Source organism: Streptomyces cacaoi (assembly GCF_006539165.1).
GTDB lineage: Bacteria > Actinomycetota > Actinomycetes > Streptomycetales > Streptomycetaceae > Streptomyces > Streptomyces cacaoi.
Genome location: NZ_BJMM01000004.1, coordinates 280,837 through 306,098, shown reverse-complemented (window position 1 = coordinate 306,098; position 25,262 = coordinate 280,837). Strand labels below are relative to the sequence as shown.

Below are 25,262 nucleotides of genomic sequence, written 5' to 3'. Positions count from 1 at the left end.
GTTTGATAACTTTCTCGAAGTTGAGATCAATGAGGGGCGAGATGCGGAACATCGAGATGACGGCCGCCGCGGACGACGGGCTGCCGCTGGCCGGAACGCTGACCCTGCCCGAGAGCACCGGCCCGCACCCGGCGGTGGTCCTGCTGCACGGCTCCGGCCGGCTGGACCGCGACGGGAACACCGCCAAGGTCCGCATGGAGCTGGGGCCGCCGCTCGCCGCCGCCCTCGCGGCAGAGGGGATCGCCACCTTCCGCTACGACCGGCGCGGCGTCGCGGCGACCCCCGGCGACTGGACGGCCACCGGCTTCGCCGACAACCAGGCCGACGCCGCCGCCACGATACGTGCGCTCGCCGCACACCCCGAGATCCGGCCGGACGCCCTCGGCGTCGTCGGCCACAGCGAAGGCGCCGTGCACGCCATGACCCTCGGCTCGCACCCGCGGGTGAAGGCCGTCGTACTGCTCGCCGGATTCGCCGGCCGGGGCGACGACGCGCTGCGGTGGCAGGGCCGGCAGATCGCCGGTGGACTGCCCGCGCCGCTGCGCTCGCTGCTGCGCTCCGTGGGCAACCGCCACATCGCCCGGATGAAGCGGACCCGCACCGATGTGGCCCGCGTCGCCGGTGTCCGGATGAACGCCCGCTGGTCCCGCGAGATGTTCCTGCACGACTCGCGCCCCGACCTCTCGGCGATCCGGGTCCCCACCCTGGCGATCACGGGCGCCAAGGACATCCAGGTCGACCCGGCGGACCTGGACGAGATGCGCCGGCTGGTGCCCGGCGAGATCGAGACCCACCGCCTCCCCGACCTCACCCACCTGCTGCGCCGCGACCCCGGCCGGCCCTCGCTGCGCACCTACCGGCGGTTGCTGCGCGCCCCCGTCGACGCCGAGCTGCTCGCCCAGGTCTCCGGCTGGCTCGCGCCCCGGCTGCGCGAGGCCGGCCCCCGCCTCCAGGCCGTCGAACAGACCGGCACCGCCTGAGCGGCACGGCCTGAGCGGCACCGCCTGAGCAGCACCGCCTGAGCAGCACCGCCTGAGCGGCACCGCCCGAGCAGCGCCCTGGATCCACCCGGGGCCACCGGGCCCCGGGTACGCCCCGACGTGCGCCCCCGACACCCCGAAGTGCGCCTGGAAGCCGCCGAGTCGGGCCGGAACCGCCCCCGCACCCGGGCCCGGAACCGCACCGGAGTCGGGCCCGGTTTGCCCCCGGGGGCGGCTCGGGAGGAAGAATCGCTTCCGCACACCGAACGCGGAAGCGGAAGGCGGTACGGCATGCCTGATACGGGACGCATCGGCGGCGCGGACGAGGGCCCACGGGCCGTCAGCGGCTTCTCCGGACCGGTCGTGGGGGCGCCGGTCGGCCCCCGCACCCTTGCCTCCCGGTACGCGCTGCTGCCCCTGCGGCTCTTCCTCGGCATCACCTTCTGCTACGCCGGTCTCGACAAGCTGACCGACCCCCACTTCCTGACCGGCGACGGCCCCGGCACGCTCGCCGCGACGCTGCGGTCCGCGCACGACCAGGCCGCCGCGACCTGGCTCGTCGATCTGGCACAGCACAGCCCCGAGGGCTTCGGCACGGCCCTCGCCGCGGGCGAACTCGCCGTCGGGCTGGGCACGTTGCTCGGGCTGTGGGCGCGGGTGGCCGCGGCCGGGGGCGCGGTGCTCTCGTTCGTCCTGTGGATGACGGTCAGCTGGGCCAGCGACCCCTACTACTACGGCAACGACCTGCCGTATCTGATGGCCTGGCTGCCGCTGGTCATGGCCGGGGCGCCGATGCTCTCCCTGGACGCGCTGCTCGCGCTGCGGCGCCGACGCCGGGGACGGCAGATCTTCGGCTGACGCCGCTCAGGCGTCCCCGGCTGTGCACCGTCGAGCGCGGACACGTCCGGGTGCGAACACGTCAGGGTGCGCGGACACGTCCCGATGCGCGGACACGTCCGGGTGCGAAACGTCCGGGTGCCGTCCCGTCCGTCCGTCAGCGCCGGTCCACCGGCTCACCGGGGCGTCCCTCCCGGCCCTCACCGCCGGAGCCGCCCGGCAGGCCGCGGCGCCGGGACGCCAGGGAGCGGCGGGCCCACAGGGTCGCGAGGGCCGTGCACCCGGCCAGCAGCAGGGCCGCCGGGACGACGATCGGCAGCACCCAGTGCGGGACGTCCCACTCCCCCGAGGCGTCCAGCAGATAGGCGACGGCGACCGCCACCATGACCAGGCCGAGGAGCAACCGGGCCGGTTCGAAGGGGTGTCGGGTCATCGTGCGCTGTCCTCCCCGGCGGGCTGCTCGCCGTCTCCGTCCCGCTCACCGGCCCCCGAGGTGCCGGGCCCGGGTTCCGTTCCCCGCCGTCCGGGCTGGTCGCTGTCCGGGACGGCCGACTCCAGGTCGGAGCGTTCCCCCGAGGGCAGCTCGCGGACGATCTCGGCGCGGCCCAGCCCGACGCTCAGATCCAGCACGACCGTCCCCTTGGACGGGGCGCCGTCGAACGGACGCAGCATCATCTCGCGGCTCTGGTCGAACCCGGAGGACGACTCGAACGCGACCTGCCCGTCGCCGTCCAGGCCGGTGGGGAAGCGGGCGTCGCCCGCGCCGACATCGGCCCGCACCCGGACGTTCGCGTCGTCCGGCACCACGACCTTCAGCTGTCCCGCACCCACCCGCAGCGAACTGTGCAGCTTCTGGCCCTTCTTGAGCTCCAGCTTGCGCAGGTCCAGCTCGCCGGAGCCGGAGCCCAGCCGGTAGTGCGGCTTGACCTCGCCGGCGGCGGCCGGTGCCCAGTGGGCCTCCCGGAACCGGGTGGAGATGTCCTTGGGCAGCGCGGCGGCGCCCGCGAGCAGCCCCGCCGTCAGGACGAGGCACACCAGGGTGCCGGCGCCGACCCGGCCGACGAACGCGCTGACCACCAGGCCCACGCCGAAGACCGCGAGGGCCGTCCCCAGCCCGAACGTGAGCGCGGTACCGAGGGTGTGGCCCTCCCAGGTGACGACCGTACCGACGGCGCAGCCCGCCACCGCGAGCAGGAAGACGAGCCCGCCGAGGGAACCCTGCCGGGTCGGGCGCGGGCGCGAGCGGCGCGCGCACGGGCGCCCGGTCCGGGCCGGCCCGGCAGCCTCCGCGCCCGCGCCGGGCACGGCGCCCGACGGCCCCCACAGATAGCCGTCGCCGTCCGCACCCTGACCGGACGGGCGTTCACGCCACCACGAGGGAGCCTGCGGTGTGGGCGGGGCCTTGGTCTCCGGAGGCGCGTCGGCGACCGCGTGCGCCGTCGCCGGATCGACCGGGGCGCCCCCCGCACCGGCCGCCTCCGCCTGCCGCCGACGCTGCGACCAGTGGGCGGCGCCCGCCACCGCGCCGATCAGCAGCACGGAGAACGGGACGCTGCGGCTGCCCAGCGACGCGAGGAACAGGCCGCAGCCGACCAGCGCCACCAGGATGGCCGACAGCGAGGCACCGTCCACCCGGCCCGACAGCAGCCGCCGCCCCTCGTTCTCCGTCTCCCCCTCGGCGGGGATCAGCAGCCAGGCGAAGCCGTAGAAGACGAGGCCGAGCCCGCCGACGACGGACAGCACCGCCAGCGGCACCCGGAAGATCACCGGGTCGAGGTCGAAGTACCGGCCCAGCCCGCCGCACACGCCCCCCGCCACCTTGTGGGACCGGCTACGCCGCAACTTCCGCCCCCCGCCGCCGAACGCCTCCTCCCCCACCGCACCGCTCCCCCAACGCCCCCCGACGCCACCGGTTCCGCCGTCGCCGCCGGAGCCGCCTGCTCCGCCGACACCGCCCACACCGCCGCTCCCACCTGGGCCGCCGGTACCGCCCGGGCCACCGGTACGACCTGTGCCGCCGGTACCGCCTGTGCCGCCGGTACCACCCGAGCCACCGATTCCGCCCCGTCCATCGGAGCCGCTCCGGCCGCCGGCGCCGTCAGAAGGGCCGGTGGCGCCGGGACTCGCGGAACTCCCTGAACTCCCTGAACTCCCGGAGTCCTCGGGCCTCTTGGGGCCTCCAGAGGCTCCTGGTTCTGCGGAATCCACCGGGCCGGGGCGGCCCCCCGCGCCGCCCCGACCACCGGATTCGCCCACCCCACCGGTTCCGCGCTCCCCGGCGGCACCGGCCCCGTGGACCGGCCCGGCGTCGGCACCACCACCGACGCCGGAAGCGCCCCCGGCAGCGGAAGCGACCCCGACAGCGGAAGCGCCACCGGAAGCGGAAGCACCACCGGCACCGGGACCAGAGGCGCTGCCGGGACCAGAGGCGCCACCGGAAGCGGAGGCGCTGCCGGAACCGGACGCGCTACCGGAACCGGACGCGCTGCCGGAATCGGATCGCGGCCCGGGCCCGGGGCCGGACGGCACGGAAGACGCGTGGCCCCCGGCCGGTCCGGCGCCGGCCGCGCCGGCATACGACCGCTCCGGGGCGCGCTGCTCGTCCTGCGTCATGCCCCCATGGTCGCTGTCCCCGCACCGCACGGCATCGGGGCCCTACCCGGAGCCGTCCCTGAGATCGGTACGGGAACGCCGGGCGCTCCTCGGGGACGGGTCAGGGGCCGGTTCAGGGGTCGACCCTGATGTCGGGCGCGGCGCGGCATGTGACGATCGGGGCATGACCGCCCCCGCCTCCCCGACCGCGCACGCGTCAGCGGAGCCGCCGCCCGCCGACGAGGCCGCGCCCCTGCGCCGGCTCTACCGCAGCGCCGAGGGCCGCCTGCTGGGCGGGGTCGCACGGGGCCTGGCCGGGCATCTGGCGCTGCCGGTGTCGTGGGTCCGGGTGGTCTTCATCGCGCTGAGCGTGGCCAACGGGCTCGGGGTGCTGCTGTACGCGGCGTTCTGGTTCGTCGTCCCGCTGGGCACGGGCGGGGTGAGCAGTGCGCCCCGTCCGGTGGAGGCGGTGGGGCGTCCGGGGCTGCGGCGGTTCGTGCGCAGGCCGGAGAAGGGCTCGCTGCTGGCGGTCGTGGCGCTGATCGTCGCGATCTTCATCCTCGCGGACAATCTCCAGTTCGGCGCCGCCAACACCTACCTGTGGCCGGTGGTGCTGATCGGTATCGGTGTCGCCCTCGTCTGGCGGCAGGCCGACAACTCCCGCCGGGAGCACTGGGCGGAGGTCAGCCGCCGCAAGGGGTTGCTGCCGCTGGCGCGCAGCGCCGCCGGTGTGGCGCTGGTGGCGGCGGGCGTGACCGGCATCGTCGTCGTGCAGGGCTCGGTCAGCCACCTGGGCTCGGTGCTCCAGGCGGCGCTGGCGGTCATCGTCGGTATCGCGCTGATGGCCGGGCCGTATCTGGTGCGGATGATGCAGGACCTGTCCGAGGAGCGGCTGATGCGTATCCGCGCCCAGGAGCGCGCCGAAGTGGCCGCGCACGTCCACGACTCGGTGCTGCACACCCTCACCCTGATCCAGCGCAACGCGGAGCGCCCGCGCGAGGTGGCCCGGCTGGCCCGCGCCCAGGAGCGGGAGCTGCGCGAGTGGCTGTACAAGCCGGACAGGGGGCGGCCGGGCGCGGCGGGCGAGGCCGCCGAGGAGGACGAGCAGCCCCGGACGCTGGCCGAGGCGGTCCGGGCGACGGCCGCCGAGGTCGAGGACTACCACGGGGTGCCGGTGGAGGTCGTGTGCGTCGGGGACTGCCCGGTGGACGAACGGCTGGGGGCGCAGCTCCAGTCCGCGCGTGAGGCGATGGTGAACGCGGCCAAGTACGGTGGCGAGGGCGGACCGGTGCAGGTGTTCGCCGAGGTGGAGGGGTGCACCGTCTTCATCTCCGTGCGGGACCGGGGTCCGGGCTTCGATCCGGACGCGGTGCCGGAGGACAGGATGGGTGTGCGCGAGTCCATCATCGGCCGGATGCAGCGCAACGGGGGCACGGCCCGGCTGCGTACGGCGCCGGGCGAGGGCACCGAGGTGGAGCTGGAGATGGAGAGGGCGGACGGGTCGTGACCGACGAGGCGAGCGGACCGAACGAGAGCGGGGCCCCGCGGGGCGCCGAGGAGCAGGACGGGGGCGGGGCCCGCAGGGTCCGGGTCGTCCTCGTCGACGACCACCGGATGTTCCGGGCGGGCGTGCAGGCCGAGATCGGCCGCACGGAGGAGACGGGCGTCGACGTGGTCGGCGAGGCCGGCGACGTCGACCAGGCCGTCACCGTCATCCAGGCCACCCGGCCCGATGTCGTCCTGCTCGATGTGCATCTGCCGGGCGGCGGCGGGGTGGAGGTGCTGCGCCGCTGCGCCCCGCTGATGGGCGCCGTCGAGCAGCCCGTGCGCTTTCTGGCGCTGTCCGTCTCGGACGCGGCCGAGGACGTCATCGGCGTCATCCGCGGCGGCGCGCGCGGCTATGTCACCAAGACCATCACCGGTGACGACCTGGTGGACGCCGTCTTCCGCGTCTCGGACAACGACGCCGTCTTCTCGCCGCGCCTCGCGGGCTTCGTCCTGGACGCCTTCGCCTCCACCGACGCCCCGCCCGTCGACGAGGACCTCGACCGCCTCACCCAGCGCGAACGCGAGGTCCTGCGGCTGATCGCGCGCGGCTACGCGTACAAGGAGGTGGCCAAGCAGCTGTTCATCTCCGTGAAGACGGTGGAGACCCACGTCTCGGCCGTCCTCCGCAAACTCCAACTGTCCAACCGCCACGAACTGACCCGCTGGGCGACGGCCCGCCGGTTGGTGTGAGGCGGGGCGTGCGGGGAGCCGAAGTGCACCGTCACCGCGGCCACTTGTCCGGCGTAGGCTGCCGTCCGAGTTCCAGGAGGTCTTCTTGTCCCACACGTCAGCCGGGACCGACACTGTGACCGCCCCCTCGGCTCCGCTGTCGCAGCTTCGGCTCACGCGGTTCAAGACGTTCCGGGACGCCGTGCTGCCCCTGGCACCTCTCACCGTGCTCATCGGGCGCAACAGCAGCGGCAAGTCCAACGCGTTGGACGGCCTCGACGTACTCTCCCGCCTGGCGGAAGGGGAGGAGATCCGGGACGCGCTGGACGGCCGTCGCCGGGACACGGGATCGGTACGAGGCGGTCTGGAGGGCTGCCCACCGCACGGCGAGGACGTCTTCACACTGGGCTGCACGGTCGACACCCCCTGGGAGGCTCCGGCCCACCTGGACGTGACGGTACAGGTACACCCCGACGTGCGGATCGTCAGCGAGCGACTGACCGGACCGACATACGGCGGGCACAAAGTGCTCTTCGAGACCCTCCCGCCCCAGCCGGACAGCGGGGACATCGGCATCAAGTGGTACAACGGCAAACCCGGCCGTCGCCCGCACGCCTCCCTCCGCTGCGACCGGCTGCTGACGACGCAGCTGCCGACGCGGCTGCCCGCCCTCTCCGACCCGGAGCGGGAGGTCGTCGAGGTCGCCGAAGTGGTGACCGGCGCGCTGCGCGGCGTCTTCCATCTGGACCCGGTCCCGCACCTGATGCGGCAGTACGTTCCCGCTCGGGACGCCGAACTGCGGCGCAGCGCGGAGAACCTGTCGGCCGCGGTCAGCCGCGTCGCGGAGCGCGACCCGGCGGAGTTCGACCGGCTGGTCGCCGGCCTGCGGCGCATCGCCGAGCACCCCATCGAGCAGGTGCGCACCACCCGCTCCGACCTCGGCGACGTCATGCTGCTCGTGGACGAAGGGGGAGGGAGCGTCACCCCGGCCCGCGAGCTGAGCGACGGCATGCTCCGCTTCCTGGCGGTCTCCACCGCGCTGCTGACGGGCCGGCACGGGGTCGCCATCGGGACGGAGCCCGGGACGGAGCCTTCACTCACCCTGGTCGTCGAGGAACTGGAGAACGGGCTGCACCCGTCGCAGGCGTCCCTCCTCCTGGAGCTGCTGCACGAGGCGTCCGCCCGCGAGCACACCCAGACGCTGGTGACGACCCACAGCCCCGCCCTGCTGTCGGCACTCACCGGAGCCGACCACCGGGGCGTCGTCGTCTGCGACCGCGACACCGCGACCGGCAGAAGCCGCCTCCAGCAACTGACGGATCTGGAGGGCTACTCCGCGGCCATGGCAGAAGGACGACTGGGGGACGTCATCACCCGCGGACTGCTTCCGGGGCGCCCACCCGAGCGCGATTACACCGAATTCGACCGGCTCCTGGGAATCGACTGACCCATGGCACGTCCCGTCACCTTCGTCGACACCTCGGTTCTGTGCAACCTTCTCCGGGTACCGCACATGGACCAGGACCGTGCAGCCGTGGCCGACGAACTGAGAGCGCGTCGCGTCAGCAGCGATCTGGTCCTTCCGGTCACCGCCGTACTCGAAACGGGAAACCACGTGGCCCAGGTGTCGGACGGGCGCGCCCGCCGGTCCTGCGCCGAACGGTTCTCCGATGTCCTGCGGATGGTGGTGGAACGCAAGGCGCCCTGGACGCTGAACCGGGTGGAATGGGACGAGCAGCACCTACGGGAGCTGGTGGCCGGGGCCGGGACGGGGCTGTCCCTGACCGAGCTGGCATCCCAGCGGTTGGGCTGCGGCGACCTGTGCATCCTGGCCGAACGCAACCGCTACTTGGAGCGGGTGGCCTGCACGACTGCCGACATCTGGACTCTGGACCGCCAACTGGCCTCCTACGCCTGACGGTTCGTCGGCCTCGGACGTGTGACCCGACTGCCACCGCGCCGGGCGACGGCCCGCCGGTTGGTGTGAGGCGGGGGCCCGGGCCCCCGAACGGGTCGGCGGCCCGGCGACGACACCTCGACGCCCGGCCGCCGACCCACCGCTACGCCTGACGCACCGCACCCCGCGCCACGAAGCTCGACCACGCCTCCGCGGCGAAGGCAAGGTGCGGGACCGACACGTCCTTGGAGTCCCGCACATGGACGGTGCCCGGGCAGGCCGCCACCTCGACGCACTCGCCGCCCTCATCGTTGCTGTGACTCGACTTGCGCCAGTCGAGAGCGACTTCGACGCAGGCGCCGCCCTCGGTGTTGCTGTAGCTCGACTTGCGCCACGTCAGGGCGACCTCGACGCAGTTGCCACCTTCGGTGTTGCTGTAGCTCGACTTGAACCACACCAGCTCGTCGCTCATAGCTCCTCCGCCAACTTGCCGATGAACGCCGCCGACTCCTCCGGTCCGAGGGCCAACCTCAGGATCATTTCATGGCGCTGCCGGATGACGGAGACCTTGGCCAGGTCGCTGTAGAGCACGCCGGTCGTCTGCCCCTCCTCGTACCCCATGTACTCGTGGTCCGGGGTCTCAAGCAGCACGAAAGGCCCCAGTCGGCCGGGGTGCGGGCCTCGGCCGTACGGCATCACCTGGATGGTGACGTTGCGCCGTGCACCCATGTCCAACAGATGGTGCAACTGCCGTTTGTGCGCCTCCGGTCCTGTCACACGCTCCTTCAACGCCGACTCCGACAGCACGAAGTTGAAAGCCCTGTTCTGCTTGTCGAGGAGCATGCGGCGCTCCAGCCGTGCGCGGGCCCGCTCCGCCACCGTCTCGTCATCAAGAGGGGGGCAATGGGCGTGCAGCATCGCGAGCACTGTCTCCTCCGTCTGCAACAACCCCGGAACGAACTCGCTCTCGTACGAGCACAGCGAGATGGCCTCGGCCTCCGCCGCCATAAAGTCCTGCGAATACGACGGAAACGGCTGCGGCCGGAGGTACTCCTCCGCTGCGGCCAACTTCCCCTTGGCACCGCACAGTTCATCGGCGCAGCGCAACACATGCGCCTGCGGCTTGCGTACGCCGCGCTCCATGCCCTTGATCGCCTCGTAGCTGTACCCCGCCTCGTCGGCCAGCTTCTGCCGACTGACGCCGACCGCTTCTCGCCAGCGTTTCAGCTGGTCGCCCGCGTAGCGCCACGCCATGGGGCGCTCGTCGCTGCTCCTGCCGTTGCCGGGCATCCGCCCACCTCCTGGACCCGGCACCCCGGTGCGCCCGGGGTGCGACCACTGGACGTCCCCACGTCGTAACTCGGCACCGTACGCCGGTATCCGCACACTTCGAGCCATGAGCAGCGGGATTCCCCCGGTCGGGGCGTTTGCGGTGGACACCAGGGACGGACGGGTCGGTCAAGTGATGGCCGTGGACGGGCCGTTCGTGCAGTTGCGGCCGCCGGGTGGCGGGATCGAATGGGATGTGCCGCCCAAGGCGGTCCGGGCGGCGCAGGCGGGAGAGGAGCTGAGCGCCCGGGTGCGCGGACTCAACTGGCAGAGCCGACTGCCGTGATCCGGCCAACGCCCCGCCATGGCAGGGGATTTACGCACCGTAGCGGTATACCGTTGCGGCCTCACACGCGGTGTACGCTGCCACTCGTCAACTCGCCTCACGCGTCACATGAGGCGGCCCCCGACGGTGCGCCAACACCGGCGAGGGCCTTCACCACCAAGGTCTAAACAGCGAAAGGGACCCTGGGATGCAGCGGCATGTTATCGCGCCCTCGCGCTTCTTCTCGCAGGTGCCGAACGACCTCATCCGGCACCCCCGGCTGTCCGCGAACGCGGTCCGCCTGCTCCTCTGGCAACTGTCGCTGCCCGACGGGGCGGACGAGCCGCTGTCGCGGACCGCGCAGCGGGCCGGTATCGGCAAGGTGGCGTTCCAGCAGGCGAAGCGCCAACTGCGGGCCGAGCACTATCTGTTCGAGTGGCGGCGGCAGGGTGAGCGGGGACGGTGGATCACCGTCCAGCTGATCGCGAACACCCCGCTGACGGCCGAGGAGGCCCGCGCGGCGCTCGCACCTCCGACAGGCTCCCCACCGGCCCCCGGTGCACCGGCGGACCGGCCGGCTGCCCCTCAACCCCGTGAAGACCCCGGGAACAACACCTCCCACCCGGCGGCAGCCGCCGCGACGAGCGGGGCAGTACCGGCGGCGGCACCCCGGGAGGCGGAAGCGGAAGCGGAAGCCCTGCTCCTCTCCCTCGGCAGAGCGGCACCGTTCCTGGCCATGCCACCGCGCAAGGCTCGCCGCTGGGCGCCGCTCGCGGTGCGGTGGCTGGGGCTCGGCATGACGGCCGACGAGGTGCGCAGCACCCTCATCTCCGGGCTGGAGAGCGCCCGTTCGCCGCTCGGTGCGCTCCGGTGGCGGCTGGAGCATGCGCTGCCGCGACCGTCGGAGCCTGTGGGCACTGCACCGGCACCGTCGCCCCGTGTCACGCGTATGCGGGAGTGCGCGGGCACCCACGTCCAGCCACGCCTCTTCCTGCCGGACGAGGACGAACGGCTCTGCGCGGACTGCCGCTCGGGCCCGGCGGAGACGCCACGTGCGGGCGGCGGCCTCGCGGCGTTCCGGGCGGCACGGGCAGCCGACACAGCGCGGGGGATGCGGGCAGCGCGGGCCTGAGCCCGAAGGGGGCAGCGGATTCGCCCGCGTTCGGGCCGAAGCGGAGCGGATGTGACCTTCGATACATGCACCACACATGACACGCCGTTCCCTACGGCCCGTCAAATGAATGCGCAGTTCGGCCGGTTGATCATCGTTCACCGCCTTTTCTTCCGCACCGACAGCTACGCGCGTCGCCTGGCACGCAGTGACTGCCGGGAGCCGCGCGATTACCAACAGCGGTGAAATTCTGTCCTCGGGTGCCTGTAAGGTGACCGAATCACACCAACCTCCCGTTGATTCGAGTCACTTCGTGACCCTCCGCGGAGGCCACGAAAGCGTGGTCTCGGACACAGAGGGAGGGAGGTGCCCGATGGCCGAGAAGCCGGAGGGGCACTGTCGAAGGTGCGAGCAGGACCGGTGGTATCGCCGGTTCCGCTGGATGGGTCCGGCCTACACGCTCTACAAGATCGTGCGGGAGCACTGGCCCCTCTGACGCGAAAAGGCCCCGGCCCAAAAGGCCGGGGCGCGTCGCAGCTGCGATGGTGCGACAAGGCCCTGCCCAACTGCTGTGGAATGCGACAGGCAGGGCCTTCTTCACGTCTTGACGAGGCAAGTCGTTACCGCCACGTACGCAAGGTGAATGCGAATTCTGTGGGGGATCACACGCGCAAGCCGCAACGCCCCCTATCTTGCCTGCAATTCCGGCAACTGTGCACCTGCTGACCACATGTTGGCCGGTCCCGGCCGGCCGAGGCCCCGACAAAGCGTCCAGCTCACGCGGCATATTCCATCGCGTACGGGTGCTCCACATCACACCGTCCGAGGGACACCACGCACAGAAGAACGGAACTTCGGCCGACCGCAGAACGGGACCTCGGCGTACCGCTCAGCGGGGCCGGGACGGGCTCGCACGGGGGCCGCGCGGTGTTTCCGGGGGTGCGCGGAGGGGTGGGGCCGCCGGGTGTGCGACGGCTCGGCAGGGGCCCGTTCAGGAGATCCTCGAACGGCCGCTGACCTGGGGGTATGCCCGGCACGGGGCTACGCTCGCGGTACGGACGGTGCCCGGCGCGGTGGCGCCGTGCGGGCAGACGCGCCATGCGCGGAGGGGAGTCGGAATGGGCCGGCCGGTGCGGACCGTCGAGGAGTTGTTCGGGCTGCTGGACGGGCTGGGTGCGCCCGGGGCCGACCGGTGGAGCGGCCGGGCGGCGGACTGGTGGGACGGCTTCTATGCCGAGCGTGGCCGGGGCGTGCCGTTCTTCACCGAGAAGCCCGACGAGAGCCTCGCCTCGTACCTGGAGCGCGGCCTGCTGCGCCCCGGCCGCGCGCTCGACCTGGGCTGCGGGCCGGGCCGCAACGCACTGCACCTCGCCACGGCGGGGTTCACCGTCGACGCGGTCGACCTCTCGCCCTCCGCCCTCGCCTGGGCACGCGAGCGCGCCCGGGCGGCCGGTGTCGCCCCCGCCTTCCATCTCGGTGACGCCTTCGCGCCGCCCGGCTCCGGCCCCGCTCTGCACGGCCCCTACGACCTGATCCACGACTCCGGCTGCTTCCACCATCTGCCCCCGCACCGGCGCGTCAGCCATCTGGCACTGCTGCACCAACTCCTGGCGCCCGGCGGCCACTTCGCGCTCACGTGTTTCGCCGCCGGTGCTCCCGGCTCCGGCTCGGAACTGCCGGACGAGGACTTCTACCGGACGGGCGGGCCCCGGGGCGGCTTCGCCTACACCCCGGAGTCGCTGCGTCACGTCTTCTCCGGCTTCACGGAGATCGAGCTGCGCCGGATGCGCGACGAGCCGCCCGACTCCCCGTACTTCGGGGAGCCCTTCCTGTGGACGGCGCTCTTCCGGCGGCCGGAGGCGGAGCAGGAGGCAGGGCGGGAGTCAGGGACGCGGTGATCAGTTGTTCGGCGCGGTGGTGAGGGTGTGGCCCGTGGTCGCGTCGACGTGGGTGGGGACGTCGTCGTGCCGGTCGCCGACGGAGGACGTGCCCGTCGGTTCGAACAGCAAGATGGCGGCGCCGGTGGGCGCGTACGGCCGGTGCTCGGTGCCCCGGGGCACGGTGAAGACGGCACCGCGCGGCAGCCGGACGGTCCGCTCCGGCACCGGTCCCTGCGCGGAATCCCGCGCGGCACCCGGGGGTTCGCCGGGCCCCCGGGAGGCCCCCGCCGGTTCCGTGGACTCCCGCAGGGAGATGAACAGTTCGCCGTCGAGGACGAGGAAGAACTCGTCGGTGTCGTCGTGCACGTGCCAGATGTGCTCGCCCTCGACCTTGGCGACGCGTACGTCGTAGTCGTTGACGCGCGTGACGATGTGCGGGCTCCACAACGCATCGAAGGAGGCCAGCGCGGCGGCGAGGTCGACGGGGGCCGGCTTCTCGGGCTGTTCGGGCTGTTCGGGCTGTGCGGTGCTCATGGCGGTGATCCTGCTGCGTTGAGGCGCACCGGCGTGAGTGCTAGGAATCGCATATGGCGCAAGGATCCTTGCAAGGGGGCGGCGACCCCGGGGGCAGCGACGGGGCCCGGGCCGGGGACGTGGCCGCCGGGGCCACGGACGGAGTTCCGGGGCGTCCGCACCGTGTCGTCGTCCTCGTCGACGAGAACTCCAACCCGTTCGAACTCGGCTGCGCCACCGAGGTGTTCGGCCTGCACCGCCCCGAACTGGGCCGGGATCTGTACGACTTCCGGCTGTGCGCGGCAGGTCCCCGCACCCGTATGCGGGACGGCTTCTTCACCCTCACCGGCGTCGGTGACCTGTCGGCCGCCGACACCGCCGACACCCTGATCGTGCCGAACCGGCCGGACGTCGACGTCCCGCGGCGGCCCGCCGTGCTGGACGCCGTGCGCCGCGCGCACGCACGCGGGGCGCGTCTGGTCGGACTGTGCAGCGGGGCCTTCACCCTGGCCGAGGCCGGCGTGCTCGAAGGGCGGCGCGCCACCGCGCACTGGCAGTGGGCCGACGACTTCCGGGCCCGCTTCCCCGGCGTCCATCTGGAGCCGGACGTGCTGTTCGTCGACGACGGCGACATCCTCACCTCGGCGGGCAGCGCCGCCGCACTCGACCTCGGGCTGCACCTGGTGCGCCGTGACCACGGCGCCGAGGTGGCCAACGCGGTCAGCCGCCGGCTGGTCTTCGCCGCCCACCGGGACGGCGGGCAGCGGCAGTTCGTGGAGCGCCCCGTGCCGCAGACCCGGGACACCTCGCTCGCGCCGCTGCTGGAGTGGGCGCAGGAACGCCTGGACACCCCGCTCACCGTGGCGCGTCTGGCGGCCCGGGCCGCCGTCAGCCCCGCCACCCTGCACCGCCGGTTCCGCACCCAGCTGGGCACCACCCCGCTGGCCTGGCTCACCGGGGAACGCCTCGCGCTGGCCTGCCGGCTGATCGAGCGCGGCGGCACGGGCTTCGAGGCCGTGGCCCGGCTCAGCGGCCTCGGCACCCCGGCCAACCTGCGCCTTCAGATGCAGCGCCACACCGGGCTGACCCCCGCCGCCTACCGCGCACGGTTCGGACCGGCGGATGCCCGGGCCGCACCCATACGAGGGCGCGCAGGGGCACGCACCCGCCCGCGGGGCGCGCAGGGGCACGCACGCGCCCGCGGCGACGCGACGACGCAGCGACGCGGCGGGCAGGCGGGCGCCTCGGAACCCGGTGCCGTCACAGCTCCTTGATGCGGGCCCTGAGCAGGCAGAACTCGTTGCCCTCCGGGTCGGCGAGTACGTGCCACGGCTCCTCGCCGGTCTGTCCGATGTCGGCGCGGCGCGCCCCCAGCTTCAGCAGCCGCTCCAGCTCGGCGTCCTGATCGCGGTCGGTGGCGTTGACATCGATGTGCAGCCGGGACTTGCCCGGCTCCGGCTCGTCCCTGCGGCTGAGGATGATCGTCGGCTGCGGTCCGCCGAACCCCTCGCGCGGTCCGATCTCGATGCACTCGTCGCCTTCGCGGTCGAGCACCACGAAGTCCAGGACCTCGCACCAGAACCGCGCCAGCACCTCCGGGTCGTGGCAACCGAGCACGAGTTCGCTGATCCGGCACGCCATGAAGACAACCTGCTCTCAAGGAAGGGGAGGGGACGTGCGGGCTTCCGGGGCGGGGAACGCGCGCGGCTTCCTCCGGTGTCCGGGGACGCCGGGGCCCGCCCGGGCCCGCGGTGGTGCACGCCGGAGACCGTACCGGGCGGGCGAGCAGACCTGAAAGGATTTTCGAGCCCGCAGCGCCCCGCCCCGTCCGCCTGCTCCCTCCCTCCGCTCCGGCTCCCGCTCCCTCCGGGCCCGTCAGGCCCGGTGGACGAACTCCCCGCCCACGGCCGCCAGTTCGACGCGTGTGTCCAGGATGTCCTCCGGAGCGGCCCGCAGGATGTCCCGGGAGAGGACGACGAAGTCGGCCTGCTTGCCCACGGTGAGCGAACCGCGCTCGTCCTCCAGGAAGTTGGCGTGTGCCGAGCCCCTCGTGTAGGCGTGCACGGCCGTCGCCACATCGACCGTCTCGTGCGGCTGCCAGGGTTCGCCGCCGGCCAGCGGGCGGCGTGTGACGGCGGTGTAGATGCCGATCAGCGGATCCATCTCGGCGACGTTCCAGTCGCTGGAGAACGCCAGCGTCGCCCCCGCCTCGTGCAGGCTGCGCATCGGCCACGCGCTGCGCCACCGCTCGGGCCCGACGTTCTCCGCCCAGTCCTGTCCGGGCCCGGCGATCTCCGGCGCGCAGTGCCGCGGCTGCATGCACGCGACGACCCCGAGAGCGGCGAACCGCGGGACGTCCGCCGCGTCCAGGCACTCGACGTGCACGACCTGGTGCCGCGCGTCCCGCGGCCCGTTCACCTCCCGTGCGTGCTCGACGGCGTCCAGGACGGTACGGATCCCCCGGTCGCCGGTGGCGTGCACGAAGCACTGGAAGCCGCGCGCGTCCAGCTTCGCCAGCAGCCCGGCGAACTCCTCCGGCGGGTAGAACGTCTCGCCCCTGTGGTGCCGGCAGCCCGCGTACGGTTCGAGGAGGGCGGCGGTGCGCGGCTCGACGACGTCGTCGATGTACAGCTTCAGCGGGCCCAGCCGGATCCGGTCGTCGTCGTGACGGGCGACGGCCGCGGCGAAGGCGTCCAGATCGGCGTCGCCGGTGCCGCGCGGGTGGAACAGGGCGGCCACCAGGCGGGACCGCAACCTGCCCTCGGCACGCGCCCGTTCGAACAGCGCGAGATCGTCCAGCGAGTTCTGCGGCTCGACGACGGTGGTGATGCCGAACCGGATGGCGTCGTCCAGGCTGCGCACGAGCCGCCCGTACTGCCGGTCGGGCGACGCCCACGGCACGCCCAGCTCGCGCAGCGCCCGGTGCCCGTCCCGGGACAGGCCCTTGACGGCGAAGTCCCGGACGAAGCCGGTGGGTTCGCCCGTGTCCGGGTCGGTCTCGGCCTCGCCGAACGGCAGGCTCGTCCGGCCCCGGGTGACACCGAGCGCGCGCAGGGCCGCGGTGTTGAGCCAGGCGGTGTGCACGTCGTAGCTGAGCACGAAGGCCGGGGTGTCGCCGGTGACGGGGTCGAGGTCGGCGGCGCACGGCATCCGGCCGCCCGGCAGTGCCGAGTAGTCGAACGCCTCGCCCTCGATCCACGGCGCCTCGGGGTGCGCGGCGTGCCAGGCCCGGATCCGCTCGTGCACGGCGTCCAGGGTGCGGGCACCGGCGAGCTGCACACAGGCGTCGTCGGAGCCGAGCCGTACATGGTTGTGCGCGTCGATGAAGCCGGGCAGCACGAGCCGCCCCTCGGCGTCGAGCACCTCGGTGCCGGGCCCGACCCACTCGGCCGCGCCGTCGTCGCCGCCCACCCAGACGATCCGCCCGCCGCGCACGGCCATCGCCTCGGCCTCCGGCAGGGCGGGGTCGACGGTGTACAGACGCGCCGACCTGACCACGAGATCGGCGGGCCCGGCCGCCCCCGGGGACTTCGAACCAACGGTGCGGGACATCAACGTGCTTCTCCCTTTGCGACAAGAAAGACGAACAAGGACAAAAACCAGGGCGGACGGCCGCCGACCGCCGACTGTCCGCCCGCTGACGGCGGACGCGCCGTCGGCTACTCCCGCTGCGTCCGGTCGGACCGCTCCCCCACCGGAGCCGGCTCGGGCGCCGCGCCGATCCCCCGCGCCAGGACCACGTACAGCAGCGCGGCCACCACGGCGCTGAACACCGTGAGGTCCGCCCCGCCCAGCGGCGCGACCAGCGGCCCGGTCCACAGCTCGGAGTCGCAGGTGAGCGCGGCGAAGACGAGCCCGCCGAGCTGGGCGGCCATCCCGGCGGGGTGGTATCCGCCCCGGTACCAGTACGCGCCGCCCCGCCCCTCGTGCAGCCCGGCCGCGTCGTACCGGCACCGCCGCATCAGCATGTCGGCGAGGAACACCCCGGACCAGGGCGCGAACACGATGATCAGCAGGGAGAGGAAGCTGAGCAGCGAGTCGGTGAAGTCGACGAGGAACATCGCGCCGAGCGAGCCGAGCGCGGTGACGACGATGCTGATGACGAGCGCCCTGGCCCGGCTCCACGGGATGCCCAGCACCTGGAGGTTGAGGCTGGAGGAGTACAGCGTCAGGATCGAGTTGGTGACCGAGCCGAGCAGCACCAGCAGCAGGAACAGGGTCTGGAACCAGCCGGGCAGCAGCTTCTCGGTGCCGGCGACGGCGTCGGTCATGTCGGTGCGGGTGGCGGCGGCGACACCGGCGACGCCGAGTGCGACGGACGAGACGAAGCCGCCGAGCGCCCCGCTCCAGGTGAGCGCGCGCAGCCGCGTCGTCCGCGGCAGATAGCGGGTGTAGTCGGCCGGCATCGGCATGTACGAGAACGGTCCGGCGAACATCACCACGAGCGCCATGCTCCAGCCGGCGACGCCGGGCCCGGCACCGTGCGTGTGGGCGGCGAGGTCGGCGCGGGGCAGCAGGAGGACGAGCAGCACACCGAACCCGGCGGCGAGCACGTAGGCGAGCACCCGCTCGGCGTACTGGACGGTGGCGTGGCCCCAGGTGGCGATCGTGAACGTCAGCACGAGCGTGAGCAGCAGCGCCAGCGCACGCGGTGCGGTGCCCCGCCAGCCGAGGTCGGCGAAGAACGCCTCCAACGCCTGTGCGCCGACAACGGTGTTGACGATGGTGTAGCCGATGCTGACGATCCAATTGAGCAGCCCGGCCGGCAGGTTGCCCCGCACGCCGAACGGGGCGCGGGAGACGACGAGGGTGGCCGTGCCGGTGCGTACGCCGCTCAGCCCGGCCGCGCTGATCACGAAGAACGTCAGTCCGCCGACCACCACGAGCGCGGTGGCCTGCCAGAACGACAGCCCGAAGGTGACGGCCAGCGCCCCGTTGATGACGTAGGTGAAGGTGAGGTTCGAGCCGAACCAGAGCCAGAAGACGTCCCGGGCCCGGCCGTGCCGCTCCTCGTCGGGGATGGGTTCGATGCCGCGCGTCTCGACGCGGAAGACCTCGTCGCCCGCCGCCCCCGTGGCGGCCGGCCGGCGGGCGGCTGTGCGCTCCGGGTCCTGCTGCGTCGTCGGTGCCGGCGACGTCGTCATGGCACGGCCCACCCTTCTTCCGCTCCGTCGCGGTGCCTTCCCGTAGCCGCCGGTGCTGCGCCGCTCCCGACGGACCAGAGTTTGAATGGCGTTCTAGAAGTTAGAACAGCATTCAAGATGCGGCCGATCTCCTTCCGCCGTCAATACCTCCGCCGCACCTGGCCGCGAATCCACGGAATCCGTTGTCATAGGCTCGCGACGTACCGCGGGGCAGGCCACGGAGAGGCGGCAGAGGTGAGCGAGGCGGCGCGACGGCGCGACGGCGCGAACGCGCGGGAGCGGATGCTGCACGAGGCCATGACGGCCATCGCCGAAGGCGGACTGGCCGACCTCACCATGTCCGCGCTCGCCCGCCGGCTCGGCACCAGCGGCGGCCACATCCTCTACTACTTCGGCAGCAAGGACCGCCTGCTCGCGGAAGCCCTGCGCTGGAGCGAGTCCGCGCTCGCCGAACAGCGCACGGCCCTGCTCCGCCGCCGCGTCACCGCACACCGCAAGCTGGACCTGTTCATCGACCTGTATCTGCCGCAGGGCCCGCGCGACCCCCGCTGGACGCTGTGGATCGAACTGTGGGCCAGGACCGGCACCGACGCCGCCCTCGGCGCCATCCAGGACGAACTCGACCAGGGCTGGCAGCGCGACCTGGAATCCCTGCTCGCCAAGGGCGTCGCACAGGGCAGATTCGCCGTGCCCGCCGAGGAGGTACCGGCCCGCGCCGGTGAACTCCTCGCCCTGCTCGACGGGTTGAGCACCCGCGCCGTCCTCTCCCGCTCCGCCGCCGAAGCGGACGGCGCCCGCACCACGGCCCGCGCGGCGGCCACCCGTCTGATCCCCCGCACCCCGCCCGGATCCGGGGCGCGCCCGCGCCCACGGGGGTAACGTCCCCCGCATGACGGACCAGGGGGAGGACGTGCCGGAGGACGTTCCGGAGAACGTTCCGGAGAACACAGCGCAGCCGCGGGGCGGGCGGGACGGGGCAGGGTCCGGCGGCGGGGAAGGGGCCGGGTCCGGTGGGCAGGGCACCGGGCGTCGGCGGTGGTACCGGCGGCGTGCCGCCCGGCGCACCGCCGTGACCGTGCTCGCGCTGGCCCTCGTCGCGGCATCCGGTCTGGTGCTGTACGAGGTCGCCCGCGGGGACGACTGCTGGCGTCCGCCGAAGGCCACCGCGCGCCTCGCGCAGGACCCGGCACGTGCCACCCGCGCACTCGACCCGGGCGCGGGCTACGTCGCCGACGCCCAACTCCCCGGCGGTGCCGAGAAGAACGCCTCGCCGGACGCCCTCACCGACCTCCTGTCCGACAGCCACTGGCACACCTGCCACGGCCCGTCCGGCCCCCGCCTCATCGGCGACATCCTCACCGCGGCCACCACCGGCCGCACCGCCGACGACCGCACCTCACCGGCCCGCCGCCACACCGCGCCCATGGCCCGGATACTCCACCGCGCGGTCAACCTCCTCGGCGGCCGCAGCGAGGGCGGCCACAACGAGGTGACCTACCCGGCGGAGTTCCGCCCGTACGCGGCACGGCTGTTGGCGAGCTGGCCGGACGCCGTCGACGCGGGAGCGGCGCACCATGCCACCCGTATGCTGACGACCGACCCGGCGAGCGGCGAGGTGCGGCTCCTCTTCGGCGCCCACAACTTCGACAGCGAACAGCTGGAGACCGTCCTCGCGGACGTGGCCGCCGAGCCGAAGAGCTACGCCACGCTCTACGACGCCCTCCGCGCCCGCGCAGCCGACCGCATAGAGCCCCTCAGCGGCGACCAGGCGCTGCCCGCCGCCGTCCAGGGCGCCGGGCGCGGCACGGCACGGCGGTCCGGCGGACCGGGCGACGGCGAGGGGCCGGAAGAGGACAGCGTGAGCGCCCGGCTCCAGGGGAGCACGGCCGGTCTGGCCGCGCTCGCACACGCCCGTGACGAGCACGTCGCCGCGGGCCGTGTCCCGAACGCCGCGGCCTTCGACCGCGACGTCCTGCGGCACAGCGCGGGCGGCTACGCGCCCGGCGCACGCGCCGAGGGCCCGAAGGTCCGCTTCGAGGGCTCCGCCGCCCTCCGCGAGCCGAGCGCGACGGCCGCCGCATGGGCCCGCGCGGGCCTCCGCGCCGGCACCGGGGAGGGAGACGGCGGCGGCAGCACGACGGGCGGACCCCGCGCCGCCGACTGGTTCATGGACTACGAGCAGCAGCTCCGCCGCACCGTCGATCTGTGGATCGCCCGCCGCCACGTACCCGCCGACACCGCCGAGCGGCTCCGTGGCGCCCTCGCCCGCTCCCGCGAGCTCCAGATCGACCTCCGGTACCCCGACGGGCCCCTGCTGGACCACTGACCGCCACGCGCCCGCCCGCCGTCACTCCGGGAGACGGTCGTCCGCCCCCGGCAGGTCGAGCCCGTCGCAGCCCCGCCGCCGGGCCTCGTCCCGTGCGAACCGGCTGACGGTCTCCCGCAGTACCGTGCCCTTCTCCTCGTCCGTGCGCGGCAGCACACGCCGCTCCGCCCGTCCGTCCGCCGTCCCGCCGCTGTGCCAGTGCGCGTCGAAGGACGCCGCCTCGCCCCCGCACCGGGCCGTCGCCCAGGCACGGGAGGCGTCCCACACCGGTGTCGGATCGCCGTCCGCGTCCCTCCCCCGACGGTCCTGCCCGACGCCCTGGGCGTCCGAATCGGCGCCCCAGTTCCCGTACCAGGCCACCAGATCGAGCACCGGCCGGCGTCCGTCCGCCCCGGAGACGGAGAGCGAGCACCGGGCGACGGGCGTCCGCTCGGACACCCGCACCCGCACCTTCGCGCCCTCGGCCCCCTCTCCCAGCGGCACCCGGCTCAGCGCGGCGCACGGGGTCCGGGAGACCTCGGCCAGGCGCACCTGGGCACCGTCGTGCGGCACCGCGCCGTCACGGGGCGCCGCGAGCTGCCGGTCGTCGCAACCGAGCCGCTCCGAGGCGTGGTTGGTCAGGGTGACGGCCGTCCGCAGCAGCGCCGCCCGCTCGGCGCGGGACTCCAGGAACGGCACCCAGGTCGTCACCAGCATCCGCCGGGGGTCGCCTGCCGTGTCCTTCCCCAACTTCGGGCACTCGGGCATCAGATGGATCTCACCGTCGTCGCCCGCGTACCCGGGCAGCGCGCCGGGAAGCAGCCGGTACGGCGGCGCCTCCTCGCCGAGCCGTCCGAGCACGCGCCGCTGGTCCCGCGCCCGTGTGAACGCCTGGACGGACACGACGACCTTGCCCTCGTCGTTGCGCAACAGGCAGCCGTACTGCCCCACTTGAGGCGCGGAGAACGTCTCCTCGTCCTCCAGGTGCCCGGCGGTGCGCAGCGTCTCCAGGTCGTCCCCCGGCAGCTTCCCCTCGCACGCCTTCCGGGCCAGCCGCCAGTCCTGCCCGGCAGGCGACTGCAACAGCCCCGCGCCCGCCGCGAGCACGACGACCACGCCGACGACGGCCCACGCCCCCTTGCGGTGCCGCCGCAGCCACGCCCTCGCCCGCTGCCCGAGGGAGCCGGTGGGACGTGCCCCGGCGGTGGGAGGGCCGCTCACCGGGGAGCCGTCACGCGAAGCCCCCTCGTCCGAAGCCCCCTCGTCCGAAGTGCCCCCGCCGGGGCGGACCTCGCCCGCAGCGCCCTCACCCCCGGCGCCCTCACCCGGCCCCTCGCCACGTGCGCCCGTGCCCGAGGGCTCCTCGGCCGCTCCCTCGTCCGGATCCCCGGTACGGCCGCCGGATATGCCCTCACCTGCCACGAACGTCTCCCCCTTCTCCCCCTCAACTCGCCTGCCGCACAACCAACCTAGCGCCCCTCACTACCCTCACCGCATGGACTTCCTGGGCCGCCTGCGCCGTACCCGCCGCCGTACCCGACTCCTCGCCCTGGGGGCCGCCGCCGTGCTCGCCGCCGGGGCCGCGGTCGGGGTGCCGCTGGCGACGGCCGAGGGCGGTGATCCGGGGGCCCGCTGCCGTCCGGCGCCCGCCGAGGCGCGGGCGCTCGCCCGCGACCCCGCGCGTGCCACCGCGGCGCTCGACCCCGGCGCGGACATGGGCCGCATCCGCTCCCTCGCCCGCCTGCTGCGCACCTCCGGCCACCCGCTGTGCCCGGACACCGCCGGAACCGGGGCCGCGGGCCGCGCCGTCGTCGCCGCCACCACGGGCCGCGCCGCCGGCGACGCCCACGCCCCGCGCCGCGCGCACCGGGAGGCCGAGGCCCGTGTCCTGTACGGGGTGGCGCTCCTGCTGAGCGAAGCGCGCCACAGCGAACGGCTGCCGGACGGCCTCGCCCCGTACGTCGCCGAGGCCCTCGCGGCCTACATCGACGACGTACGCCGCGCGGTGCGGGGCGCCGAGGACATCGACTACCGGAAGCCGACGAGACGCCCGAGCCGGAGCGACCTCGTCGAACTCCGCCTGGGCGCGCTGACGTACGGGGACGAGCCGCACGTCGCCTTCGGGCCGTTCCCCGGCGCCGAGCACACGCCGTACGACCGGCACGGCCCGAACGTCTCCCGGCTGATCCGGCGCCTGACCCCCTCCCCGCGCGCCTTCGCGACGCTGTACGACGCCGAACGCGCCTACTTCGCCTCCTACTTGGAGCATCTGGACGACACCGCGCGTATACCGGGCGCGAGAACCGACGACGGCCGTCTCGACGGCACCGAGAGCGAGGTCCGGTACACAGCGGACCTGCTGGGCACCCTCTCCCGCGCACGGGAGAACGCGGTACGCGAGGGCGTGATCAGCGATCCGGAGGCGTACGACCGCGCGGTCCTGCGCCACTCCCGGGGCGTCCACCGGGCCCGGGACCGGCAGGTCCGCACCCGGCAGCCGGCGGTGACACTCGCACAGCGCCGCCCGTCCGCCCCGGCGGGCAAGGGCGCCCGCGCGGCCGAGCGGCTGCTGGACGGCCGCATCCAGATGTTCGGCGCCCTGGACGACTGGGCCGACGCCCGCGGCATCCCGGACAGCAGCCGCGAACAGCTCCGACTCGGCGCGCTGCGCGCCTACTTGAGCGCCTGATGAAGCACCGGGTGAGGCGTCGGAGGAAGCACCGGGCGAGCGCCGGACGAAGTACCGGGTGAAGTACCGGGTGAAGTACCGGGTCAAGCGCCGGGTGAAGCATCGGGTCAGGCGCCGGGGCAAGGCTCGGGCTCACCGCTCCTGCTCACCGCTCCGGGGTCCGCGGCGCCCGGCAGCCGTGGCGCTCGCTCTGGTCCTCGGCGAACGCCTTGAGCACCCGGCGCATCTCCTCGCGCGAGGGAGCCCGCCGCTTCTCGGACGGCTTCGCCTCGGCATCGGCCCGCAGTTCGAACCCGGCGTCCTCGCTCCCGCACCGGGAGGTCGCCCAGCCGATGCCGGTGCCGGGCCCTTCGCGCTCCACCAGCCAGGGCCGCCCGTCCTTGTGGGCGCGCGTCTCCCAGGTGCCCTTCGCCGCCGTCGCCTGCCGCAGCGGTGCCCAGTCGCCGTACCAGCCGCGCAGTTGGAGAAGGCGGTGGTCGTACTCGCCGTCCGTCCCGGGGCCCAGCACCGTGCAGCTGGTCAGCGGCGAGTGCCGTGCCCCGGCACGCACCTCGGCGCGCGCGCCGGGGAAGAGGTGCGCGAGGTCGGCGAGCGCGGCACACGCCGTGCCCCGCGTCTTCGCGAGCGGTACCGGCCCGGCCCCGGCGGCGCTCCGCGAGGGCACGGCCGGCGGCTTCGCCCCGCACCCCAGCTTCTCCGCCGCCTTGCCGGCGACCGCGGCGCCCGCCCGCACCTGGGCCGGCAGCGCGGCGGAGCTGTGCACACGCACCAGCAGCCGGCCGGTGCGCCCCGCCGCGTCCTTGCCCCGGCCGGGACAGCGCAGCAGCAGCGCGTGCCCGGAGTCCCCGATCACATATCCGGGCAGCCCCGCCGGCAGCGCCTCGGCGGATCTGTCGTCGGTGTACGCGGCCATCCGCCGGTCGATCGCGTCCCGTTCGGTGTACGTGTGGACGGAGAAGACGAGCCGGTCCTCGTCGTCGATGACCCCGCAGCGGTAGGAGCCGGCACGCCGCTCGGTGGTCGAACTCTGCCCGCCGGGCCGCGATCCCGCCAGCAGCTCCTCCAGCGCTCCCTGGGCCAGTGCCCCGTCACACGCCCGGGAGACGATCAACGCGTCCTGTACGACGGGCTTCAGCAGACACCCCGCCACCGTGAGCGCCAGCGCCACCGACACCACCAGCCACGCGAACCGCGTGCGCCGCCGCGCCTTCCTCCGGTGCTCCTCGTGCCGGACCAGCCACGCCGACCGCGTATCCGGCTCCTGACGCACCCGGTGCTCGCGCGCCGTCCCCGCCGATGCTTCTCTCCCGGACCCCTCGGACATCCCGGCACGCTATCCCGCTCCCCGATCCGCACACGCGTTCCCCGGCCACCGGGAGCCGCCACCCCCGAAAAGCCCTGGCAGCGTCCGGGCCGCGCAGGAGGCAAACGGTCACAACGCACGTACGCCGCCGCTCCCTTGCGGGAACGGCGGCGTACACGGGGTCCTGCCGAACGGGCGCG

General features: G+C 73.9%; 23 protein-coding genes. 13 read left to right on the top strand and 10 right to left on the bottom strand.

Features of this window, described 5'->3' with window-relative positions:
- Positions 1–41: 41 nt before the first annotated feature.
- Positions 42–980: an alpha/beta hydrolase family protein gene (locus tag SCA03_RS06795; protein WP_051855451.1), complete on the top strand. Its 939-nt coding sequence runs from the start codon at positions 42–44 to the stop codon at positions 978–980.
- 291 nt (positions 981–1,271) lie between these two features.
- Complete coding sequence (locus tag SCA03_RS06790) at positions 1,272–1,838, top strand: DoxX family membrane protein (protein WP_051846226.1); 567 nt, start codon at positions 1,272–1,274, stop codon at positions 1,836–1,838.
- Positions 1,839–1,974: 136 nt separating this feature from the next.
- On the opposite strand, the gene SCA03_RS06785 is transcribed toward SCA03_RS06790, so the two are convergent.
- On the bottom strand, positions 1,975–2,250 hold the full coding sequence (locus tag SCA03_RS06785) for a hypothetical protein (protein WP_086814366.1): 276 nt from the start codon (positions 2,248–2,250) through the stop codon (positions 1,975–1,977).
- Positions 2,247–3,776 (bottom strand): PspC domain-containing protein, encoded by a 1,530-nt coding sequence (locus tag SCA03_RS35975; protein ID WP_312000918.1) that lies wholly within the window; start codon positions 3,774–3,776, stop codon positions 2,247–2,249. Before SCA03_RS35975 ends, SCA03_RS06785 begins: the two co-directional genes overlap by 4 nt.
- A gap of 817 nt (positions 3,777–4,593) precedes the next feature.
- Here SCA03_RS35975 and SCA03_RS06775 point away from each other — a divergent pair.
- The 4 genes from SCA03_RS06775 to SCA03_RS06760 all read left to right on the top strand — a co-directional run bounded on the left by SCA03_RS06775 (position 4,594) and on the right by SCA03_RS06760 (position 8,544).
- Complete coding sequence (locus SCA03_RS06775; protein WP_086816471.1) at positions 4,594–5,916, top strand: ATP-binding protein; 1,323 nt, start codon at positions 4,594–4,596, stop codon at positions 5,914–5,916.
- A complete protein-coding gene (locus SCA03_RS06770) occupies positions 5,913–6,647 on the top strand; it encodes a LuxR C-terminal-related transcriptional regulator (protein ID WP_030874672.1) in 735 nt (244 codons plus the stop codon). The genes SCA03_RS06775 and SCA03_RS06770 overlap by 4 nt, the downstream gene beginning before the upstream one ends.
- Positions 6,648–6,732: 85 nt before the next feature.
- A complete protein-coding gene (locus SCA03_RS06765) occupies positions 6,733–8,073 on the top strand; it encodes an AAA family ATPase (protein ID WP_212767197.1) in 1,341 nt (446 codons plus the stop codon).
- A gap of 3 nt (positions 8,074–8,076) precedes the next feature.
- Positions 8,077–8,544 (top strand): hypothetical protein, encoded by a 468-nt coding sequence (locus SCA03_RS06760; RefSeq protein ID WP_030874676.1) that lies wholly within the window; start codon positions 8,077–8,079, stop codon positions 8,542–8,544.
- Between the two features lie 142 nt (positions 8,545–8,686).
- Here the strand turns inward: SCA03_RS06760 and SCA03_RS06755 are convergent, their stop codons facing one another.
- Complete coding sequence (locus tag SCA03_RS06755) at positions 8,687–8,995, bottom strand: DUF397 domain-containing protein (protein WP_086816475.1); 309 nt, start codon at positions 8,993–8,995, stop codon at positions 8,687–8,689.
- Positions 8,992–9,813 carry a helix-turn-helix domain-containing protein gene (locus tag SCA03_RS06750; RefSeq protein ID WP_086816477.1) on the bottom strand — a complete coding sequence of 274 codons (822 nt, stop codon included), beginning with the start codon at positions 9,811–9,813 and terminating at the stop codon, positions 8,992–8,994. Before SCA03_RS06750 ends, SCA03_RS06755 begins: the two co-directional genes overlap by 4 nt.
- A gap of 106 nt (positions 9,814–9,919) precedes the next feature.
- Here SCA03_RS06750 and SCA03_RS06745 point away from each other — a divergent pair, with 106 nt between their 5' ends.
- From SCA03_RS06745 to SCA03_RS06735, 3 genes are all read left to right on the top strand, one after another.
- On the top strand, positions 9,920–10,138 hold the full coding sequence (locus SCA03_RS06745; RefSeq protein ID WP_030874681.1) for a hypothetical protein: 219 nt from the start codon (positions 9,920–9,922) through the stop codon (positions 10,136–10,138).
- A 187-nt stretch (positions 10,139–10,325) separates the two neighbouring features.
- Positions 10,326–11,249 carry a hypothetical protein gene (locus SCA03_RS06740; RefSeq protein WP_086816479.1) on the top strand — a complete coding sequence of 308 codons (924 nt, stop codon included), beginning with the start codon at positions 10,326–10,328 and terminating at the stop codon, positions 11,247–11,249.
- Positions 11,250–12,346: 1,097 nt separating this feature from the next.
- A complete protein-coding gene (locus SCA03_RS06735; protein WP_141275252.1) occupies positions 12,347–13,126 on the top strand; it encodes a class I SAM-dependent methyltransferase in 780 nt (259 codons plus the stop codon).
- On the opposite strand, the gene SCA03_RS06730 is transcribed toward SCA03_RS06735, so the two are convergent.
- Positions 13,127–13,642 carry a cupin domain-containing protein gene (locus SCA03_RS06730; protein WP_086818207.1) on the bottom strand — a complete coding sequence of 172 codons (516 nt, stop codon included), beginning with the start codon at positions 13,640–13,642 and terminating at the stop codon, positions 13,127–13,129.
- 53 nt (positions 13,643–13,695) lie between these two features.
- Here SCA03_RS06730 and SCA03_RS06725 point away from each other — a divergent pair, with 53 nt between their 5' ends.
- Entirely contained in the window at positions 13,696–14,895 is a 1,200-nt protein-coding gene (locus SCA03_RS06725) for a helix-turn-helix domain-containing protein (RefSeq protein WP_086818206.1), read from the top strand.
- On the opposite strand, the gene SCA03_RS06720 is transcribed toward SCA03_RS06725, so the two are convergent.
- From SCA03_RS06720 to SCA03_RS06710, 3 genes are all read right to left on the bottom strand, one after another.
- Entirely contained in the window at positions 14,882–15,262 is a 381-nt protein-coding gene (locus tag SCA03_RS06720; RefSeq protein WP_086818205.1) for a VOC family protein, read from the bottom strand. The two genes, SCA03_RS06725 and SCA03_RS06720, sit on opposite strands and share 14 nt — an antisense overlap.
- A gap of 234 nt (positions 15,263–15,496) precedes the next feature.
- Positions 15,497–17,173 (bottom strand): amidohydrolase, encoded by a 1,677-nt coding sequence (locus SCA03_RS06715; RefSeq protein WP_086818204.1) that lies wholly within the window; start codon positions 17,171–17,173, stop codon positions 15,497–15,499.
- 107 nt (positions 17,174–17,280) lie between these two features.
- Positions 17,281–18,765: a purine-cytosine permease family protein gene (locus SCA03_RS06710; protein ID WP_086818203.1), complete on the bottom strand. Its 1,485-nt coding sequence runs from the start codon at positions 18,763–18,765 to the stop codon at positions 17,281–17,283.
- Between the two features lie 234 nt (positions 18,766–18,999).
- Between SCA03_RS06710 and SCA03_RS06705 the strand changes: the two genes are divergently transcribed.
- Both SCA03_RS06705 and SCA03_RS06700 read left to right on the top strand, forming a co-directional pair.
- Positions 19,000–19,644 (top strand): TetR/AcrR family transcriptional regulator, encoded by a 645-nt coding sequence (locus tag SCA03_RS06705; protein WP_051846221.1) that lies wholly within the window; start codon positions 19,000–19,002, stop codon positions 19,642–19,644.
- A gap of 10 nt (positions 19,645–19,654) precedes the next feature.
- Positions 19,655–21,091, top strand: a complete 1,437-nt coding sequence (locus tag SCA03_RS06700) for a hypothetical protein (protein WP_141275251.1) — start codon at positions 19,655–19,657, stop codon at positions 21,089–21,091.
- 21 nt (positions 21,092–21,112) lie between these two features.
- Here SCA03_RS06700 and SCA03_RS06695 read toward each other — a convergent pair whose 3' ends face one another.
- A complete protein-coding gene (locus SCA03_RS06695) occupies positions 21,113–22,492 on the bottom strand; it encodes a hypothetical protein (RefSeq protein ID WP_086815500.1) in 1,380 nt (459 codons plus the stop codon).
- 73 nt (positions 22,493–22,565) lie between these two features.
- Between SCA03_RS06695 and SCA03_RS06690 the strand changes: the two genes are divergently transcribed.
- Positions 22,566–23,759, top strand: coding sequence for a hypothetical protein (locus SCA03_RS06690; RefSeq protein WP_086815501.1), 1,194 nt, complete (start codon positions 22,566–22,568; stop codon positions 23,757–23,759).
- Between the two features lie 145 nt (positions 23,760–23,904).
- Here SCA03_RS06690 and SCA03_RS06685 read toward each other — a convergent pair whose 3' ends face one another.
- Positions 23,905–25,083, bottom strand: coding sequence for a hypothetical protein (locus SCA03_RS06685; protein WP_141275250.1), 1,179 nt, complete (start codon positions 25,081–25,083; stop codon positions 23,905–23,907).
- Positions 25,084–25,262 lie beyond the last annotated feature (179 nt).